The organism is Spirosoma areae (assembly GCF_054781775.1).
Map to the genome: position 1 here is coordinate 340170 of NZ_BAAGTT010000016.1, position 19634 is coordinate 359803.

At 51.2% G+C, this 19634-nt stretch carries 21 protein-coding genes; 13 read left to right on the forward strand and 8 right to left on the reverse strand.

Translation table 11 applies throughout. The features are described from left to right. Positions 1–80 precede the first annotated feature (80 nt). From ACYVI1_RS07450 to ACYVI1_RS07475, 6 genes are all read left to right on the forward strand, one after another. Entirely contained in the window at positions 81–1301 is a 1221-nt protein-coding gene (locus ACYVI1_RS07450; RefSeq protein ID WP_460908385.1) for an acyltransferase family protein, read from the forward strand. A 4-nt stretch (positions 1302–1305) separates the two neighbouring features. Beyond that, the gene (gene ade / locus ACYVI1_RS07455) at positions 1306–2997 is read left to right on the forward strand and encodes an adenine deaminase (RefSeq protein ID WP_460908387.1); all 1692 of its coding nucleotides are present in this window, start codon (positions 1306–1308) and stop codon (positions 2995–2997) included. Between the two features lie 102 nt (positions 2998–3099). After that, positions 3100–3699: an RNA polymerase sigma factor gene (locus tag ACYVI1_RS07460; protein WP_460908389.1), complete on the forward strand. Its 600-nt coding sequence runs from the start codon at positions 3100–3102 to the stop codon at positions 3697–3699. A 171-nt stretch (positions 3700–3870) separates the two neighbouring features. Continuing rightward, the gene (locus tag ACYVI1_RS07465) at positions 3871–5142 is read left to right on the forward strand and encodes a replication-associated recombination protein A (protein ID WP_460908391.1); all 1272 of its coding nucleotides are present in this window, start codon (positions 3871–3873) and stop codon (positions 5140–5142) included. 32 nt (positions 5143–5174) lie between these two features. Beyond that, entirely contained in the window at positions 5175–5510 is a 336-nt protein-coding gene (locus ACYVI1_RS07470; protein WP_460908393.1) for a DUF6883 domain-containing protein, read from the forward strand. 11 nt (positions 5511–5521) lie between these two features. After that, positions 5522–5734, forward strand: coding sequence for a DUF4926 domain-containing protein (locus ACYVI1_RS07475; protein WP_460908395.1), 213 nt, complete (start codon positions 5522–5524; stop codon positions 5732–5734). 315 nt (positions 5735–6049) lie between these two features. On the opposite strand, the gene ACYVI1_RS07480 is transcribed toward ACYVI1_RS07475, so the two are convergent. The 4 genes from ACYVI1_RS07480 to aat all read right to left on the reverse strand — a co-directional run bounded on the left by ACYVI1_RS07480 (position 6050) and on the right by aat (position 9420). Further along, entirely contained in the window at positions 6050–6271 is a 222-nt protein-coding gene (locus tag ACYVI1_RS07480) for a DUF7677 family protein (protein WP_460908788.1), read from the reverse strand. 184 nt (positions 6272–6455) lie between these two features. After that, positions 6456–7721, reverse strand: a complete 1266-nt coding sequence (locus ACYVI1_RS07485) for a glutamate-5-semialdehyde dehydrogenase (protein ID WP_460908397.1) — start codon at positions 7719–7721, stop codon at positions 6456–6458. A 2-nt stretch (positions 7722–7723) separates the two neighbouring features. After that, on the reverse strand, positions 7724–8758 hold the full coding sequence (gene proB, locus ACYVI1_RS07490; RefSeq protein WP_460908400.1) for a glutamate 5-kinase: 1035 nt from the start codon (positions 8756–8758) through the stop codon (positions 7724–7726). A gap of 44 nt (positions 8759–8802) precedes the next feature. Then, on the reverse strand, positions 8803–9420 hold the full coding sequence (gene aat / locus ACYVI1_RS07495) for a leucyl/phenylalanyl-tRNA--protein transferase (protein ID WP_460908402.1): 618 nt from the start codon (positions 9418–9420) through the stop codon (positions 8803–8805). 204 nt (positions 9421–9624) lie between these two features. On the opposite strand from aat, the gene ACYVI1_RS07500 reads away from it, so the two are divergent. Then, on the forward strand, positions 9625–10176 hold the full coding sequence (locus ACYVI1_RS07500; protein ID WP_460908404.1) for an outer membrane beta-barrel protein: 552 nt from the start codon (positions 9625–9627) through the stop codon (positions 10174–10176). 240 nt (positions 10177–10416) lie between these two features. Here the strand turns inward: ACYVI1_RS07500 and ACYVI1_RS07505 are convergent, their stop codons facing one another. Genes ACYVI1_RS07505 through ACYVI1_RS07520 form a run of 4 tightly spaced genes read right to left on the reverse strand, consistent with a single transcriptional unit; the run spans position 10417 to position 12198 of the window. Further along, positions 10417–10995 carry a YdeI/OmpD-associated family protein gene (locus tag ACYVI1_RS07505; protein WP_460908406.1) on the reverse strand — a complete coding sequence of 193 codons (579 nt, stop codon included), beginning with the start codon at positions 10993–10995 and terminating at the stop codon, positions 10417–10419. After that, positions 10992–11390, reverse strand: coding sequence for a DoxX family protein (locus ACYVI1_RS07510; protein ID WP_460908408.1), 399 nt, complete (start codon positions 11388–11390; stop codon positions 10992–10994). The genes ACYVI1_RS07505 and ACYVI1_RS07510 overlap by 4 nt, the downstream gene beginning before the upstream one ends. Positions 11391–11396: 6 nt before the next feature. Further along, the gene (locus tag ACYVI1_RS07515) at positions 11397–11876 is read right to left on the reverse strand and encodes an SRPBCC domain-containing protein (protein ID WP_460908411.1); all 480 of its coding nucleotides are present in this window, start codon (positions 11874–11876) and stop codon (positions 11397–11399) included. A gap of 1 nt (position 11877) precedes the next feature. Further along, positions 11878–12198, reverse strand: a complete 321-nt coding sequence (locus ACYVI1_RS07520; protein WP_460908414.1) for an ArsR/SmtB family transcription factor — start codon at positions 12196–12198, stop codon at positions 11878–11880. 398 nt (positions 12199–12596) lie between these two features. Between ACYVI1_RS07520 and ACYVI1_RS07525 the strand changes: the two genes are divergently transcribed. From ACYVI1_RS07525 to ACYVI1_RS07550, 6 genes are all read left to right on the forward strand, one after another. Further along, a complete protein-coding gene (locus tag ACYVI1_RS07525) occupies positions 12597–13505 on the forward strand; it encodes a dihydrodipicolinate synthase family protein (RefSeq protein ID WP_460908416.1) in 909 nt (302 codons plus the stop codon). Between the two features lie 83 nt (positions 13506–13588). After that, the gene (locus ACYVI1_RS07530) at positions 13589–14593 is read left to right on the forward strand and encodes a 4-hydroxyproline epimerase (RefSeq protein WP_460908418.1); all 1005 of its coding nucleotides are present in this window, start codon (positions 13589–13591) and stop codon (positions 14591–14593) included. A gap of 16 nt (positions 14594–14609) precedes the next feature. Beyond that, positions 14610–15857 carry an NAD(P)/FAD-dependent oxidoreductase gene (locus ACYVI1_RS07535; RefSeq protein WP_460908420.1) on the forward strand — a complete coding sequence of 416 codons (1248 nt, stop codon included), beginning with the start codon at positions 14610–14612 and terminating at the stop codon, positions 15855–15857. Between the two features lie 64 nt (positions 15858–15921). Beyond that, complete coding sequence (locus tag ACYVI1_RS07540; protein ID WP_460908422.1) at positions 15922–17487, forward strand: aldehyde dehydrogenase (NADP(+)); 1566 nt, start codon at positions 15922–15924, stop codon at positions 17485–17487. 139 nt (positions 17488–17626) lie between these two features. After that, positions 17627–17785, forward strand: coding sequence for a hypothetical protein (locus tag ACYVI1_RS07545; protein WP_460908424.1), 159 nt, complete (start codon positions 17627–17629; stop codon positions 17783–17785). A gap of 128 nt (positions 17786–17913) precedes the next feature. Continuing rightward, complete coding sequence (locus tag ACYVI1_RS07550) at positions 17914–19629, forward strand: GH39 family glycosyl hydrolase (protein WP_460908427.1); 1716 nt, start codon at positions 17914–17916, stop codon at positions 19627–19629. The last annotated feature ends 5 nt before the right edge of the window (positions 19630–19634 follow it).

The window sequence follows — 19634 nt, forward strand, 5'->3', positions numbered from 1 at the left end:
CTACTTAAAAACTTTAGCCAACGCTATTGCGAATGTGACCGCCAATGGCAAGTTTTGATGGTCTAATCCTGACTCTGCTCATGTCGCCAATTTCTGCAGCTACCCAAACCCGTTTTGCGGCTGAACGTCTGATGTCGATGGATGCGTATCGGGGCTTTGTCATGGTTCTGATGGCGGCTGAAATTCTGGAGTTCAGCCATTTACACGAAGCCTTTCCGAATAGCGTTATCTGGGCACTGCTGGCATATCATCAGAGCCATGTGGCGTGGGCAGGCTGTTCGCTGCATGACCTGATTCAGCCTTCGTTTTCTTTCTTGGTGGGTGTTGCCCTGCCGTATTCGCTCGCCAGCCAGATAGCCCGGAAAAAACCATTTCAACTGCAGTTAAGCCGGTCGCTTCGCCGGTCCCTGATTTTGATTCTGCTGGGTATTTTTCTACGGTCTACCCATGCTAATCAAACTAACTTTACCTTCGAGGATACGCTGACGCAAATTGGGCTGGGCTATCCTTGCTTATTCTTGCTGGGTAACGCAAATTTCCGAACAGGATGGATTGCCCTGGGCGTAATTCTGGTTGGTTACTGGCTGGCGTTTGTGGTGTATCCGGCTCCCGGCCCCGGTTTCGATTATGCTGCGGTGGGTGTTCCCACCGGACTGCCGGGCCGAAACTGGCCAAATCATTATACGGGTTTGATGGCGCACTTCAATAAAAACAGCAACCTTGCCTGGGCGTTTGATACGTGGTTTCTGAATCTGTTTCCCCGCGAAAAAATCTTCCTCTTCAATAGTGGGGGCTATGCCACCCTTAGTTTCATCCCTACGCTGGGGACGATGCTGCTGGGTCTACAGGCAGGCCGCTGGCTGCGGTCAGACCGCTCGCATTCTAAACGCTTGCAACGCTTAATCCTCGCCGGCATTATTGGCGTGGGGGCTGGCGTCGTGCTTCACGTAGCAGGCATTTGTCCAATTGTCAAGCGCATCTGGACACCCGCCTGGGTGCTGTTCAGTGGGGGCTGGTGTTTCTGGATTCTTGCTTTTTTTTACGCCATCATCGATGTGGCCGGTGAGCGAAAATGGGCGTTTCCATTGGTGGTTGTCGGTATGAACTCCATTGCTGCTTATTGTCTGGTCCATCTCATCGACAGGTTTATTATTACGTCCCTGTATACACACGTCGGCCACGGATTTTTTCGGGTCTTTGGCCCGGCTTTTGAACCGTTGCTGATTGGAATGAGTACGCTGGGTATTTTCTATGGTATTCTTTGGTGGATGTATCGCCGTAATCTGTTTATCCGTATCTGATTTTATGCTCACCGCCAACATCCTGAACCTGTTCGACCAAACAATTTTTTACGGAGAAATTGCCGTTGAAAACGGGCGCATAGCCCACATTAACCGACTTGGCCCTGAACGGGCGGGTGAGCCGTATGTGCTACCCGGTTTTGTGGATGCCCACGTTCATGTGGAAAGTTCGCTGTTGACGCCACCCCAATTTGCCCGGCTGGCGGTTGTGCATGGCACCGTTGCCACCGTATCGGATCCGCACGAGATTGGGAACGTGCTGGGTGTTGCCGGAGTTCAGTACATGCTTGACGAGGCCCGCCGGGTGCCGTTTAAATTTATGTTTGGGGCGCCTTCGTGCGTTCCGGCTACACCATTCGAGACCGCCGGGGCAACTATTGACGTGCAGGATGTGGGCAAACTCCTCGCCCGCAAAGAAATCGGCTATCTGGCCGAGATGATGAACTTTCCGGGTGTGCTGCATCAGGACCCCGATGTGCTGGCTAAAATCGCGCTGGCCAGGGCCGTCAATAAACCAGTTGACGGTCATGCGCCCGGCCTCACCGGCGACGACGCCCAGCGGTACATCGACGCGGGCATCAGCACCGACCATGAATGTTTTACGTATGAAGAAGGATTAGACAAAGCCCGGCGCGGCATGCACGTTCTTATTCGGGAGGGGAGTGCCGCCCGCAACTTCGATGCGCTGATTCCATTGCTGGCTGAATTCCCGAAGCAAATTATGTTTTGCTCCGACGATAAACACCCCGATACGCTGGCCGAAGGACATATCAATCAGTTAGTCGTGAGGGCGTTGAAGCAGGGCTTTTCACTCTGGCATGTCTTGCGGGCGGCCTGCCTGAACCCGGTTCTGCATTATCGGATGCCCGTTGGTCTGTTGCGTGAGGGCGACCCGGCTGATTACCTCATCGTTACGGATTTAGTCGATTTTCAGGTCCAGCAAACCGTTATCAACGGCGAGGTTGTAGCGCAGAACGGCCAGTCGAACATCCCGGATTTGCGTAGTGAGCACATCAATCAGTTTGCCTGCTCACCAAAAGAACCGTCCGATTTTTGGGTGGAGTTGACTAATGTGGTGAATGAAAAAAACGTATTGATTCGCGTCATTGAAGCCCTCGATGGGCAATTGATTACGAATGAACTGCACCTTGAGCCGAAACTCGACAATAACCGGATTTTGCCCGACATTGAGCGGGATATTTTAAAGTTAGTCGTTGTCAATCGGTATCAAAATGCGCCCCCGGCGGTAGGGTTTATCAAAAATTTTGGCCTGAAGCACGGGGCCATAGCCTCATCGGTGGGGCACGATTCGCACAATATTACGGCGGCCGGGTGCGACGATGAGAGCATTTGCCGGGCCGTAAACCTGGTCATTGAGGCACGGGGCGGTTTGTCGGCGGTGAGCGCGGGGCAGGGGCCGTTGGATGCCTCCCTGCGCCTTGCCCCGCGCTCCCTGCTTTTGCCATTACCCGTAGCCGGACTGATGACCGACACCGACGGGTATGAAGTAGCCGCCCGGTATACTGAACTCGATCAATTTGCAAAGAAGGAACTGGGTTCTACGCTTATGGCTCCCTTTATGACGTTGTCATTTATGGCATTATTGGTAATTCCAGCGTTAAAGCTTAGCGATAAGGGGCTCTTTGACGGTAGGAAATTTGCTTTTTTGCCGTTAGAACGTATAAAACAGAGATAAAAAAAAATTTTATTTAGTTACCGTTTTTAATTCTATTTTTTATGGGTAAGTTTACACACCTCAAGACTATTCCTAACCTTTACTTACCTCTCTCTACTTATCATGGCTCGCTCTCGTACTCAAACCGGCCCCGACGATGAAACCCTTTGGAATCTGTTTCGCGGTGGCGATGAAAATGCGTTTGCCCGGTTGTACCAGAACTACGTTCAAACTCTCTATCACTATTGTGCCCACTTTGCCACCGACCGGGCGTTGATTAAAGATTGCATCCATGATTTGTTCGTTGAGCTCTGGAAGCATCGCACCACCATCGGTCCAACGACATCCGTGCGGTTCTACCTGATGGCTTCGATTAAGCGGAAATTAGTTCGCCATCTGACTGCCGAGCAAAAATTAGTTAGTCAGGATGAAATCACGAATGGCCGACGGGTTGGCGATACGCTCACCGGCGCTGATCCTTCTCACGAAAATTTAATGATTGCTCACGAGGAAGACTCGTACATGAATGATTGCCTGCATCAGGCACTCGAAAAATTGCCCCGTCGCCAGCGCGAAGCCGTTCACCTGCGCTATTTTCAGAATATGAGTAACGAAGAAATTTCGGCCCTTATGCAAATTAATATCCAGTCGGTATATAACCTTATTTTCGGAGCGATGAGCAATCTCAAACGCTATGTTACCCTTGAAAATGTGTCGCTCTGACGCTGATTATTCCTAACCTCGCCTATGCCCGGTAGCCTTAGAAACTACCGGGTTTTTTGTTTATTTACAGCCATCGGGCTAAAACCCAGTGCCAATGATTTCGCATACATTGCACTGGGTTTTAGCCCAGTGATAATTGGCAACACCGCTCCGTTCGGGTAACTTCGCCGGATGAATACAGACTCAACGCCACTGCCTGAGCGGGTTCGTCCCCGCACCCTCAATGAAGTAGTTGGTCAGCGTAAACTCATCGGCCCGGCGGGTGCCCTTCGCCGGGCAGTTGATGCCGGACGATTGCCGTCGATGATTTTGTGGGGACCACCCGGCGTCGGTAAAACAACACTGGCGCTGCTACTGGCCGAAGCGGTCAAACGGCCTTTTATTGCACTGAGTGCCATCAATTCTGGAGTTAAGGAAATTCGGGATGTGCTAAGTCGGCCATCCGGCATGTTCCCGCCGGTTGTGTTCATTGACGAAATTCACCGGTTTAATAAAAGCCAGCAGGATGCCTTGCTGGGCGCTGTAGAAAAAGGCCAGATTACACTAATCGGCGCTACAACCGAAAACCCGTCCTTTGAAGTAAACAGCGCGTTGTTATCCCGTTGCCAGGTATACATACTGGACGTTCTCAGCCGCGAGGAATTAATTCAGGTTGTTGACCGGGCCATTGCCGGGGACGCCTTTTTACAATCGAAAAAAATTACCATCGACTCTTACGACGCGCTCCTTCGGTTATCGGGTGGAGACGGGCGTAAACTGCTGAATCTGCTGGAGTTGGTGGCTTCGGCGCACGTATCCGCCGAGCCGTTGGTTATTACCGACGAGGGCGTAACGACCGTAGCCCAGCAGAACATTGCGCGCTATGATAAATCGGGCGAACAGCATTACGACATTATCTCGGCGTTTATTAAATCGCTCCGCGGCTCCGACCCCAACGCGGCTCTGTACTGGATGGCCCGGATGATTGTGGCCGGTGAAGACCCGATTTTCATAGCCCGCCGAATGGTGATTCTGGCCTCTGAAGACATTGGTAACGCCAATCCAACGGCGCTGATTATGGCTTCTGAAGCGGTGCAGGCCATCCGCACCATCGGGATGCCCGAAGGTCGGATTATTCTCTCGCAGGTTGCGGTCTATCTGGCCACTTCGCCCAAGAGCAATACCAGTTATGTGGCTATTAATGAAGCCATTGCGTTGGCCGAGCAAACCGCTCACCTGCCCGTGCCGCTGCACCTGCGGAATGCGCCCACGAAGTTGATGAAGCAGATTGGCTACGGCAAAGAGTACCAGTACGCCCACGATCACGAAGGTAATTTCACTCAGCAGAACTTCCTGCCCGACGATCTGAAAGGCCACAAACTCTACGAACCCGGCCACAACGCCCGCGAAGCCGAAATCCGGCGTAGTTTAGAGAAATGGTGGGGAGAGTGGTATGGGTACTGAAAAAAAGATGGTTGTTTCGTTAGATTTGCCGTATGCTCTTACCGTTTGCCGAAAAAGCCCATATTGACGATCAAAAATTAGTTGGCTATTGTTTATCAGAGACACATACGACCGGAAAACATAAAGCCCGCGTATTTAAATCAGCCCTGGGGCTTACTGCGGTGGATTATCTGTTGCTTAAGGATTCGATTTTAACCGCAGTGTTATTGAACGAATCTCACTTTACGGGGACAAATCAGCAGGGAGATTTGTATGTGGTGGATTTTAGCATGACCCATCAACACAAAACTGCCGTTATCAGAACAGCCTGGATTATTCTCTTCGGTGAATCGTTTCCACGCTTAGTTAGTTGTTATATAAACGATTAAACCTGTAGATCATGGATGCCCCTGACTTATTAGACGTTGTTGTACTGCTCTCAGATATTCCAGCCGAAAAACTACGAAAAGGTAGTTTAGGGACTATTGTTGAGACATTTACTGATGGAAGTTTTCTCGTTGAATTTGCGGACTTGAATGGGGTAACATACGCTCTTCCCCTTTTGTCAGCTACTCAATTGATGAAAGTGTACCAGGAGCCAATTGACGCCTAATTAGTAGGCTGTCAATCCTGCTAAGTTGAAAGCCTATACTACCCGCGAAGCCGAAATCCGGCGTAGTTTAGAGAAATGGTGGGGAGAGTGGTATGGGTACTGAAAAAAAGATGGTTGTTTCGTTAGATTTGCCGTATGCTCCTGCTGTTTGCAAGGATATTCTGAGTTTAGTGCAAATTTTTAGTTTTATCTTTAAACGTGGTTGGTTGCACTTTTTCTTGATTGGTTCGATAACTTCGATTGTGTATAGTGAAATAAGATAGAATGGAATGACTGTTGTGCAATTACTCGAACTGATAAAAGTGCAAGTATAGCCTAATACAATTCGACCTCCCAATCTTCAAACTTTGGGTCAACTTTATAATTAGAGTCACAAGCAAATCTTATCCATTGAGCGGCTCTTCTCGTGGCATAGTTATCATTCAGCACTTTACCAGAGGTATCCATTTGAATAACGTTGGCATAAATGGCAAAGGCTTGTTCTACCAATCTTGCTTCTGTTAGCAACTCATTTCGATAATCAATATCTTTTAAAATATCTCCCTCACCAGCAACCCAATTGAGAGTTCCATTTGTCTAATAAAAGTCAAAGTGTCTTAAAGACCGCCTAAAATCTTCACTAAGTTGGACTGTATTCTCCATTCAAAATCTGTTTTATAATTTCTTACATGTTAACTAAGTCATTTGTTTCGGACGAAACTCAGTTCTTATCGCACAAAAACTACCACCGCACCTGCCCGTCGCCTACGACAACCCACTTCTCGGTCACTAACTTTTCGAGAGCAAATGGCCCGCGGGCGTGGAGTTTTTGGGTTGAGATACCGATTTCGGCTCCCAGACCAAACACCCCCCCGTCGGTGAAGCGGGTGGAGGCATTCGCATATACGGCAGCCGCATCTACTTCAAACAGAAAGCGGTCGATGAGGTCCTGATTCCGGGATAAAATCACTTCCGAATGCCGGGAGGAATACGTTTGCAGGTGCGACAGGGCTTCGTCGAACCCCGCCACAACTTTCACTGCACATTTGTAATCCAAAAACTCGCGGCCAAAATCGTCCGGCTGTGCCCGTTGCAAATTCGTATAATCAACTTGCTGGAAAATTTCATACGCCGTTTCATCAGCGAACACCTCCACGTTCCATGTGTTGAAATCGGCCGTCAACATGGGCAGAAAGCGTTCGGCGATGGTTTCATCCACCAGCACGCAGTCGAGTGAGTTACAAACCGACGGGCGCGACACACGCGCATTAACGACAATGGCCGCTGCTTTAGCCAAATCGGCGGTTTGTTCAACATACGCGTGGCAAACACCCGCACCAGTTTCGATAGTGGGTACCAGCGAGTTTTTGCGGACAAACTGAATCAGTGAATCCGAGCCGCGCGGAATAATAATGTCCACGTAGCGCGTGGCCGTCAGCAGTTCATTCACCACCGCCCCCCGCGAGGCTGGCCCGTCGGCGGGGAGCAGCGTTACGGCGTTTTTGGGGACACCAAATTCGGCCAGTACGCCCTGAATCAGCCCAACCAAATACCGATTCGAGAAGTCAGCTTCTTTGCCGCCTTTCAACACGCAGCCATTGCCCGACCGCAAACACAGCGAGGCTACATCGACCGTCACGTTTGGGCGCGCTTCGTAAATAACGCCTACAACACCCAGCGGCACGGCAATTTTTTTGAGTTTAAGCCCCTGCTCAATAGTCCGTTCCAGAATTACCTCACCCGCCGGGTCGGGCAGCACAGCCACCTCACGCAGACTTGTCGACAGATCGGCAACGCGGCTTTCGGTTAGTTTTAGCCGGTCGTATTTCGGGTCGGTCGTGGGCATTCGGTCGAGGTCCTTTTTATTCTCGGCCACAATGTCGGTAGTGTGAGCTGCCAGCACATCAGCTAAGCGATTGAGCAGGTCGGTTTTCTGGGCGGGGGTAAGCCGCCGAACGGTTGCGGCTGCCTGTTGCGTAGCCTGGAGGAGGGGCGTAATGGGAGTCATAATTACAAAAGTACAATATCATTGGCATTGGCAACCTCAACGTTTTGCTGATTAAGCTGTTGCGCTAATGTTTCCGACGAAATCCTGGCCCGTGCTACGGCCACGGTAAGTTCCTGTTCGTCTACAATTTCGACCATTTCGCCGGTGGCAAATTCGCCCAGTATGGCCCGAACACCCACCGCCAGCAAACTCCGCCGTGCCTGCAACGCCCGTACCGCACCCGTGTCAATTTGAATGCGTCCAACGGCTAAGCTGCCGCTCCCAAGCCATCGGTTTCGGGCCGAGAGGGCCGTGAGCTGCGGAATAAATTCGGTGCCCGTTTCGCTTTTTAACGCCCGGCTCAGACTGTCGGGTTCGTTAAGACCGAAAATAACAACCCGGATGCCCATGCGGGTCGCTAATTTGGCAAACGTCAGTTTGGACGCCATACCGCCCAAACCCAGGGCTGATTTCTCGGTTCGGACCACGTTAAAAATATGCTCATCGAAGGCAGTTACCTGTCTGATAACCTCACCATTGGCATTTAACAAACCTCCAACCGACGTACATAGCATGAGGGCTTCAGCCCCGAAACCAACGGCAATGAGCGTTGCTAATTCGTCGTTATCCGAAAACTTTAGCTCCCGATTGCTAACCACGTCGTTCTCATTGGCAATGGGAATCAGGTCATTTGCCCATAATTCCTCGTAGGTCTGCTTCAGTTGCAGAAACTGGTCGCGGTTAGCGAAGTGATGGCGTTCGCACAGGCTCTGTGCAATGGAAATGCCGTATATCGAGAAGAAGCGGGAATATTGATTAAGTAATAGCAGGTTGCCAACAGCGGCAGCAGCTTTGCGCTGGGTAATGTCGCCCCGGTAATCGCGAATTAACGATTTTCCGGCGCCTACCGCCCCCGACGACACCAGCACGATTCGGTAATGCGGATGCAAAGCCGCCACCTGCCGGGCAATGTCGACCATAATCGGTTCATTTGGCTCGCCGTTGGGTTTCGTAATGGATGCTGTACCGAATTTAAGAACAAGAACGGGTTTTGTCATGCGGGCAAAGATACGCACCGATCAGGCACCGGTAAACGGCCCGCTCAAACCTTCGATAGCGGTTCGACGGCTGGCGTAGCGAAACGGACTTTTTTGCGGAGTGCCGCTTTAAGCTGATTCAGATAATCCGCTTTGGGAATCTCGATGGCTCCATACCGCCGAACGTTTTCGTTGATGAACTGTGTGTCCAGCAGCGTGAACTGTTGTTGGCGAAGTGTCATAATTAAGTGATGAAAAGCGACTTTCGAGGCATTGCTGACGTGATGAAACATGGATTCGCCAAAGAAAGCCGACCCCAGCGCCACACCATACAGCCCTCCCACTAACTGCCCATCCATATACGTTTCCACACTATGCGCCAGTCCCATTTCATGCAATTGGGTATAAGCCATAATGATTTCGTCGGAAATCCAGACGCTGTCATCGTCGTTGCGAGGCAGTGAACAAAAGCGCATCACATCGGTGAAGGCCGTATTCGTCCGAATCTCAAACTGCCCCCGATTCAGAACCGGCCTTAGCGATTTGGCGGGCTTGTAGGTCGCAATGGGAATCACAGCACGCGGGTCGGGCGCGTACCAGTAGAGCGTACCGTCGGCGTCGGCCATCGGAAAGATGCCGTTGATGTATCCATAAATCAGGTCATCGGCCGAGAGCTTCTCCATGAAAATGTGGATTGTAGAAAGACAAAGATAAAAAATTGAGTGAATAGTTAGGGGGAAAATTGAGTGGTTTCGGCCGGTCGGATGAGTCAAATGCAAACCGCTCATTAAGGTGATCCTGTGACTTATGGGCCTTTTTTCGTCTATGAATTGATAAAAACGGATAAACTTAAAACCGTCCGGATGTTTCATTTACATAGACAATTCATGAAAAAAGTGATTTTTGGCCTGTTACTGACAGTAGCTGGTATGGGCCGTATTCAGGCTCAGAGTAACACACTGTTAGTTTATGGAAATGTGGGGTATGATTCCCAGAAGGCAGGTAATGCCAGGGCAACAGATAGCTTTAATTTTTCGCCGGGCGTAGGCTACCAATGGAATGATAACTGGACCGCCGGGCTGAATCTGGGTATAAGTAATGCCAGCAGTGGAACGGCCGAAGCATCTGCTTTTTCGGTTGGGCCTTTCATTCGGTATACGCAACCCCTGGCTGGCCCGTTTGCGATTTACGGTCAGCTTAATGCCAATTATTTGTCAGGTAAAGCGGGAAATACCACCCTCAATGGGTTTGGCGCAACGCTGTTTCCCGCTATTGGTGTGGATTTGAAGAAAGGTTTCGCCCTCAATTTTACCTTCGGTTCGCTGAGCTTTACGTCTCAGAAAGTTGAAGGCGCGCCAGAATCAACCACGAATTTCCACGTAGGTTTCGGTAGTGGCGCTGGGTTTGGCATTTCCAAGAACTTCGGTTTGAAGAAATAAAGAAGCTACAGGAAACCCCCAAATCCCCTTCAGGGAATTTGGGGGTTTCCTGGCTATTTCTAAAGATTGCAATGTTTGGTTTAAGTTGACGAGCAGGCCGTACTCACTTAGTTGGGTATGGCTTATTTGTTTTGTGACTGGAGCCTACCGTTTACCGGTAGGCTCCAGTAGCTAGCCGAACGTTGTACTATGGAAGGGGCAAATTTCTTCGCCGGTTGCCTGATTTTCTCATCCAATTTGCTACTCATTTATTCCCTTTCCATTAAAAATTTGCTGCATACACTTCTCAACCCTTGACTGTCGGGTTTTGGCTTGTTTAGGCGCCGAAAAGTAAAGAATGTATGCCCGTTGCCGTCCTGGCGTCAACGTATTAAACGCAGTTTTCAAGGCCGGGTTTTCGTTTAGTTTATGTTGAAATTCTTCAGGGATTATGAATTCTGAATTCTTTTTATAAGTCACTTTCAAGCCAACTCTTTCCACGTCGATGGCTTCATAAATATAAGCTTTTAAGCTGGCTTCCATCTCAGCTATTTCCCGGACATTGGTGAACCGAAGCTGGCGCGCTGCCTGCGTATTCTCCGTTTGTGCAATTAAAATTTCCCTACTATTATTTAACAAGGCACCTTTGACAAACAGAAGCGCGCAGTAGTCTTTAAACACATGTAGTAAAACTATGTTACGTTTCTGAAAGGTGTAACAGGGAACCCCCCACCGCAACTCTTCGGTCAGCCCACAGTCAAGAACGATCGTTCTCAATTGCTCCAGTTCTTCCTGCCAGTTTTTGGCTTTATTAAAATAAAAATCAACTTTAGGGTTCATTGTATTCCTTTATTAAAATTAACTGAACCAATTTTTCTATCCGCAGGCCTGAAATACCACGATACCACCGTCAGTGTTAGCAATAACAACGAAGGCGCTATCTCATTCAGGGAATCACCCGATGCGATACGTGAAAATGTCGCTCCCGACATGGCAAAGAAAAAGCCTGCATAAGCCCATTCCTTCACTAAAGGAAATTTAGGAATAAGTACGGCTACAACGCCCAAAATTTTCCAAATACCCAGTATTGTTAGCAAATAGCCAGGATAACCCAGTTGGGTAATGTTATCGACTTCCTTTTCCACTCTGAATACCTGTACTGTTCCGGTTGACAGCATTCCTAAAGCAAGCCAGCAAGTGGAAATCCAGTAAATGATTTTATCTCTCTTTGTCATACTGTTTTATTTTAATTTATTTACAAATTCCTGTAATCGGTTGTGTGCCATATTCATACCTTTAGCCATACCCATTTGCATCATCTGATTTCTGTCTGCCACTGATCTATATACGATATGCATGGTGAGTTTGCTGGTGTCATCAGTAAGTTCTTCAAATTCCAGGAACTCAAGCTGGACGGGAAACCGAACCGCCGAAGCGGGCGCATTCTCCATTTCAAATGTCCGTGTGATTTTTTGGCTCGGGCTAAACTCATGGATTACCCCGCTAAACCCATATTTGTTGCCTTTAACATCGGTTGTTTCAAATTGCCAACTGCCGTGCTTTTTATTTTCAAGTTTCAGTACTTTCGTCCCCATCCATTGTTCAACAATTTCGGGTTCTACATACGCTTTAAAAAGTAATTTCAGGGGCAAATCAAACTCCCGTGTTATCACTAATTCCTGTTTACCGTCTTCGGCTTTGATTTTTGTTTTTTGTTCCATGCTATTTAGTTTTATAATTTTTCATTATAGTTTCTAATTTGTTGAATCGGTCTTCCCATATTTTGCGGAATGGCTCAATGAAGTCGGCTACTTCTTTCATTTTTTTTGCATTAATATGATAGTAAATCTCCCGGCCGTTTTGCTCTTGTTCAAGCAATTCGCACTCGGTGAGTATTTGCAGGTGTTTTGACACGGTCGGTCTGGCCGTGTCAAAGTTTGAGGCTATTGCACCGGCTGTCATGGCTTGTGAGGCTACCAATAGCAGGATGGCCCTTCTTGTCGGGTCTGCTATGGCTTGAAATACGTCTCGTCTTAAATTCATTGCGTAGCTATTTGACTACAAGTATATGTGTAGTTATTTAACTACGCAAATTTTTTGCCATTTTTTTACCAGTTTTTTGCATTCCGTTAGCTACAAATCTGACCGATTGTCAGTCGTTAATTAGGTGAGGTTCATCGGAACGCCCAGGCAGACCCTGTTTCCGGTGTCAACGAAGGGCCTGCGTCAATTTCTTTTTTACGCGCTAAAGAACTGGCTTTTAAACCTACTGTACGGAGTCAACTTGTTTTTTCGAGTACTTAATTTCTGAAGTTCTATGTTTTCATGCGTTCAAACTGCCGCCAAATCAAAATAGTGTCATAACTGACTAATTCCAAGCCACATAATCTTTGGAATAATGCAGAACTTTGGCTCATTTACTACGAACCAACTGACTGTATATGAACGTCCCTGTCCAGTGGGAAGGTGTCTATCCTGCGCTGCTGACTCCCTTTACGGCTAATGACCAGCTCGACCTGCCGCTATTTGAAAAAAATCTACTCGCGCAGCTTGACGCGGGTATCCACGGATTCATCATCGGCGGCTCCTTAGGCGAAGCCAGCACGCTGCTTCAAGAGGAAAAAATGGAGCTTTTGGCTTCTGCATTAGCCATTTCGGATAAAAAAGTGCCTGTGTTGATTAACATTGCCGAACAGGCCACCCGGCAGGCCATTGTTGTCGCCCGCTTAGCCGAAGCCAGTGGCGCCGACGGGCTGATGCTGCTGCCGCCCATGCGCTACCCCGCCGATGCCCGCGAAACGGTTGCCTTCTTTAAAGCCGTAGCCGAATCGACCTCGCTGCCTATCATGATTTATAACAATCCGTTCGATTATAAAATCATGACAACGGTGGCTATGTTTGAGGAACTGGCCGAATTGCCCAACATTCAGGCCGTTAAAGAATCCACCCGCGACCTGACGAACATTACCCGAATGCGGAACGCCTTCGGCAATCGGTTCAGTCTCATGGGTGGGGTCGATACGCTGGCGCTGGAAGCCCTGCTGCTGGGCTGCGACGGCTGGGTTGGCGGTCTGGTCGATGCGTTCCCGCAGGAAACCGTCGCCATTTATGAACTGGCCAAAGCCGGTCAACTGGCCGAAGCACTGGCTGTTTACCGCTGGTTTATGCCTCTGCTCGAACTGGATATTCACCCCAAATTGGTGCAGTACATCAAATTAGCGGCCACAGCAACGGGCATTGGTTCGGAACATGTTCGGGCACCGCGTTTGCCGCTCATCGGTGCCGAACGCGAGCAGGTATTGCAGGTTATTCAGACGGCCCTGGCCAACCGGCCGGTGATTAATGTATAATGGGAAATGTATAATGAATAATGATGCACATTTCATGGGTCTATTCATTGTCCGTTTTGCATTAATCCTTGTTCATTGAAAATATGGCTGAATTTCATTTTTTCTGCATCGACGCGCATACCTGTGGCAATCCGGTTCGGGTCGTTACGGGTGGCAGCATCCCATTTTTGCGGGGTGACAGCATGAGCGAAAAGCGGCAGCACTTTTTGCGGGACTACGATTGGATTCGGCGGGGGCTGATGTTTGAGCCGCGCGGCCACGACATGATGTCGGGCAGCCTTCTCTACCCACCCACGGACCCAGCCAACGATGCGGGTGTGCTGTTCATTGAAACGTCGGGTTGCCTGCCCATGTGCGGACACGGCACCATTGGCACCGTTACGGTCGCTATCGAGCAAAACCTGATTATACCCAAAACGCCGGGCCTGCTCAACCTTGAAGTACCCGCCGGACTCGTGCGGGCGGAGTACCGACAGGAAGGCAAGAAAGTAACGTCGGTGAAAATTATCAATATCAAATCCTACTTAGCCGCCCAAGAACTGACGGTTGAATGCCCTGATTTAGGGCTGCTGACAGTAGATGTGGCCTATGGCGGTAACTTCTATGCCATTGTGGACCCCCAACCGAATTTTGCCGGATTGGAAGCCTATAAAGCCGAGCAACTCATCGGCTGGGCGCGAACGATGCGGGCACGACTAAATGAGCAGTACACCTTCGTGCATCCCGAAAATCCGACCATCAGCGGCCTGAGCCATATTCTCTGGACCGGAAAGCCGCTGAAAGCCACGTCGACTGCCCGAAATGCTGTTTTCTACGGCGACAAAGCCATCGACCGCTCGCCCTGCGGCACGGGCACATCGGCCCGGATGGCGCAGTGGTATGCCAAAGGGCAGCTTAAACCGGGGGATACCTTCGTGCATGAAAGCATTATTGGCTCGATTTTCAACGGGCGCATTGAAGCCGAAACCGAACTGGCTAATCGTCCAGCTATTGTGCCCAGTATCGAAGGGTGGGCCAGAATTCACGGCTATAACCACATCATTCTGGACGATGATGATCCTTACGTATACGGGTTTCAGGTAATTTAAAGAGCGAAAGAGTAAAATGGCACACGTTGGTATTGTTGGTGGCGGCATCATTGGCCTTTGTTCGGCCTATTACCTGCACAAAGCCGGGCTAAGCGTCACGCTGTTCGATAAGGCTCCCATTGCCGATGGCTGTTCGTTTGGTAATGCCGGGATGGTTGTGCCCAGCCACATTATTCCCTTAGCACAGCCGGGCATGATGGCCAAAGGGATGCGCTGGATGCTGAAATCAACCAGTCCCTTCTACGTCAAGCCGCGCCTGAATGCCGATTTGCTGCGCTGGGGATGGTTGTTTTACCGGCATTCAACACCCAGCCATGTTGAGCGGTCGATCCCTGTGTTACGCGACCTAAGTCTGCTCAGCAAAACACTCTATCAGAACTTGGCCGTTAATGGTGATTTGGCATTTGAATGGCAGGAGCGGGGCTTGCTGATGCTCTACAAAACGGTCTCTGCCGAACACGAAATGGCCGACGAAGCCATCGTAGCCAACCGGGCCGGTATCGACGCAGAGGTGCTGACCGGCCAGCAGGTGCAGGCGTTGGAACCAGACACCCGCGTCGCTGTGCGGGGGGGCGTGTATTACCCCGGCGACGCTCACCTGAATCCGGGCGAGTTGATTCACTCCCTGGTGGCGTATCTGCGTCGGGAAGGCGTCACGATTCTGGATGGCCAGGCCGTGACGGGCTTTGGCAAGACAGCTTCCCGCGTCACGTCCGTGCAAACAGCGCAGGGCGATTATGAAGTCGATGAAGTGGTCGTAGCCGGTGGCGCCTGGTCGCCAACCGTGGCGCGGCATCTGGGCCTGAACCTCTCAGTTCAGGGCGGCAAAGGCTACAGCTTCATGCTTCGGAACGTGACGAACAACGTGCGCGTGCCAGCCATCATGCTCGAAGCCCGTGCAACGGCCACACCCATGGGCACTGACCTTCGCTTTGCCGGAACCCTCGAAGTGGCTGGCACCGACATGACTGTGAACATGAACCGCGTGCGGGGCATTGTGCAGGCCATCAATCAGTATTACCCGGATATACCCGTCGAGATGCCTGCCGTTGATAGAGTTTGGCGCGGGTTGCGGCCTTGCTCGCCCGACGGATTGCCCTACATCGGCCGAACCGACGGATATGAAAATGTGGTGCTGGCGACGGGTCACGGCATGATGGGAGTAAGCCTCGGACCGGCCACCGGAAAATTAGTTAGTGAACTCATCGCTGATTCTGTTCAAAGCATGCCTATCGACGCATTCAGGCCAAACCGGTTCGGGTGAGTTTATTCCGTCAAAAATCGGCTACTTTTGCGCTACTCACTTTCATATTCCTCTTGTTTTCGTTATGACGAACGCACCCGCAAACGCGGCACCATCGGCCAGCACCGATTCGTTTCAGGGTATCAATCCCGCCACTGGTCAACCGTTGACCGGTTTTTTTCAGGAAGCTACCCCCGCTGAGGTCGCTCAGGCCTGCGACCGGGCCGCCGAAGCCTTTGCCGAATACCGTAAAAAAACCGGTACCGAAAAAGCCCGTTTCTTAGAGCAGATTGCTCTCGAAATCGAAGCGTTGGGCGACGAACTACTCACGCGCGCACAGGCCGAATCGGGCTTGCCACTACCCCGCCTGACGGGCGAACGTGGGCGCACAACCGGGCAACTTCGTTTGTTTGCCGAGTACCTGCGTGAAGGCTCCTGGGTCGATGCCCGAATTGACACCGCCCTACCCGACCGTCAACCCTTACCTCGCCCCGATTTGCGGCAGATGCTGCGTCCGCTGGGGCCGGTGGGTGTATTTGGGGCCAGTAATTTTCCGCTGGCCTTTTCCGTTGCCGGGGGCGATACGGCGTCGGCCTTAGCGGCCGGTTGCCCGGTTGTGGTCAAAGGGCATCCGGCTCATCCCGGCACGTCGCAGTTGGTGGGCAATGCCATTAGCCAGGCGGTTGTTGCCTGTGGCCTGCCTGCCGGAACCTTCGCATTAGTGCAGGGCCGCACAACGGCGGTTGGGATGGCCATTGTGGAGCATCCGGCCATTAAAGCGATTGGCTTTACGGGTTCATGGCAGGGGGGCAAAGCCTTGTTCGATGCCGCAGCCCGTCGCCCGGAGCCAATTCCGGTCTATGCCGAAATGGGAAGTACCAACCCGGTTTTCTTTTTGCCGAAAATTATTCAGGAAAAAGGAAGCCTGCTGGCCCAGAACTACGTCAATTCGGTGACGCTGGGGGTGGGTCAGTTCTGCACCAATCCAGGTTTGGCAGTACTTCAGCAATCACCTGATTCTGACGCCTTTGTGCAGGAATCTGGCAAGCTAATTACGCAAACGCAGCCCGCTGCCATGCTGACCCAGGGCATTCAGCGGGCGTTTACGGAAGGCATCGGAAAGTTAAGCGGGGCCGAAGGCGTTCGGGTGCTGGGGCAGGCTACGGCCGTCGACAGTTTTGCAAATGGCACGCCAACCTTGCTGACAACCTCGGCTGAAACATTGCTGGCGAATCCGACCTTAGCCGAAGAGGTGTTCGGGCCGGGTAGCGTGCTGGTCGAAGCCGGTAGCCGCGAGCAGTTGCTGGCCGTAGCGCGGGGGCTGGAAGGCCATCTGACCGCTACCGTTTGGGGAACCGACGACGAACTGCCCGGCTACGCCGATTTGCTGGAAATTTTAGAACAGAAAGTAGGCCGGTTGCTCATCAACGGCTTTCCAACGGGTGTGGAGGTGAGCCACGCGATGCAGCACGGCGGTCCGTATCCGGCTACTACCGACTCGCGCTCTACCTCCGTTGGCACGAACGCGATTCTGCGGTTTGTTCGGCCTGTGTGTTACCAGAATTTCCCGGACGCCCTGCTTCCCGACGAACTGAAAGCAACGAACCCGTTGAAAATCTGGCGGTTGGTCGATGGAAAGCGGGTGAGTTGAGCTGGTGAGGCCGTTTAGATTTTTGTTATAATAACCGAATTTGTCATCCCGGCGAAGGAGGAATCTCAACACATGCTTACTCCACTGGTAGGAAAGTTCAGGATCCCTCCTTCGTCGGGATGACAAAAACATCTCTTTTGTGACTCCTAAATACTGCCGGTACTTACCGCTCTGTTTGCATGAACTGCTTCTGCCTCTTATCTTTCTGCTCAGCCAACTGGGCTTTAGCCAATCGGCCAACTCACTGGCGGCTACAGCCGATACGGCCTGGAAGTTAGTCTGGTCTCGAAAGACCTGAAAACCTGGATCGACATTTCCGACAAAATTAGCTTTCCCGATGGCACCCGACACGGAACGGTGTTCACCGTCTCACAGGCCGAGTGGCGCAAACTGAACGAAGTGAAGCCAAACTGATTTCCTCCCATTATGTATCTACGCAACCTCATTTTCCGGCTGGCAGCCCTCCTCCTTTGCGCCTTCAGTCTGTTCCCTTTTACGAATAGCTACGCGCAGGAAACCCAACCCAAACCTGTAGTAATTCAGGTTGATTTGACGAAGGACAAAGGCCCGCTTAAGCCGATTTGGGCGTGGTTTGGCTACGACGAACCGAACTACACCTACATGAAGGACGGGAAGAAATTGCTCACCCAAATTTCGCAGTTGAGCCGGGTGCCGGTCAATGTGCGGGTGCATAGCCTACTGGTAACGGGCGACGGAACAGCGGCCCTGAAATGGGGGTCGACCAATGCCTATACTGAAGATAAACAGGGGAAACCCGTGTATGACTGGACCATCGTCGATAAAATTTTCGATACGTACATCGAGCGGGGCATGAAACCCATTGCCCAAATCGGGTTCATGCCCGAAGCTCTCTCCACCAAACCTCAGCCCTACCGGCACTACTGGAAACCCGGCGATAACTACAACGACATTTATACGGGCTGGGCCTATCCGCCGAAAGACTACGCTAAATGGAGCGAATTAGTGTATCAGTGGGTGAAGCATTCAGTTGACCGCTATGGCCGGAAAGAAGTCGAAAGCTGGTACTGGGAATTATGGAACGAACCCAATATTGGCTATTGGAAAGGCACGGTCGATGAATACATAAAATTGTATGATTACACCGCCGATGCCGTCAGGCGGGCCTTGCCAACGGCTAAAATGGGTGGTCCTGAAGTAACCGGTCCCGGCGGAGAAGGGGCGGCAAAATTTTTCAGGGCGTTCATGGAGCATGTTGTCAACGGGAAAAATTACGTGACCGGAAAAACCGGTTCGCCCATTGACTTTATCACCTTTCACGCCAAAGGCGCACCAAAAGTGGTGAATGGAGCCGTGCAGATGAACATGGGCACCCAACTGCGCGACATCGACAAAGGATTTGCCATCGTGGCCTCCTACCCGTCGCTGAAAAACCTGCCGATTATTATTGGCGAATCGGACCCCGAAGGCTGTGCGGCCTGTTCGGAGGATTTACACCCGCAGAATGCCTATCGGAATGGCACGATGTACTCCAGCTACACGGCGGCTTCGTTTGCCCGCAAGTATGACCTGGCCCAGGCGCATGGGGTGAATCTGGCGGGGGCCGTTACCTGGGCCTTTGAGTTTGAAGACCAGCCCTGGTTTCGGGGTTTTCGCGACCTGGCAACCAACGGCGTCGATAAGCCGGTGCTGAACGTCTTTCGGATGTTTGGCATGATGCAGGGCAATCGGGTCGAGGTGAAAAACGGACTGGCCTACGATTACGCCCGCATTCGGGACCAGAGTGTGCGGGCCGAAGCCGACATCAACGCTTTAGCGGCCAAAGATGCCAAAACAGCGTCGGTAATGGTTTGGCATTACCACGATGATAATCTTCCGGCGCCCGACGCGCTCGTCACGGTGCGGGTGCAGGGTGTTCCGGGCCAACGAGTCTTCCTCCAGCATTACCGCATCGACCGAAAGGTCAGTAATTCGTATGAAGCCTGGAAGAAGATGGATTCGCCCAAAACGCCAACGGATGAGCAGGTTGCTGAGTTAGAAAAAGCCGGGCAGTTGCAACTTCTCACCTCACCCGAATGGATGACTGTGAAAAATGGCGAAGTGAACCTACTTATGGCGTTGCCCCGCCAGGGCGTATCGTTGCTGAAACTTTCGTGGGAGTAGTGTCT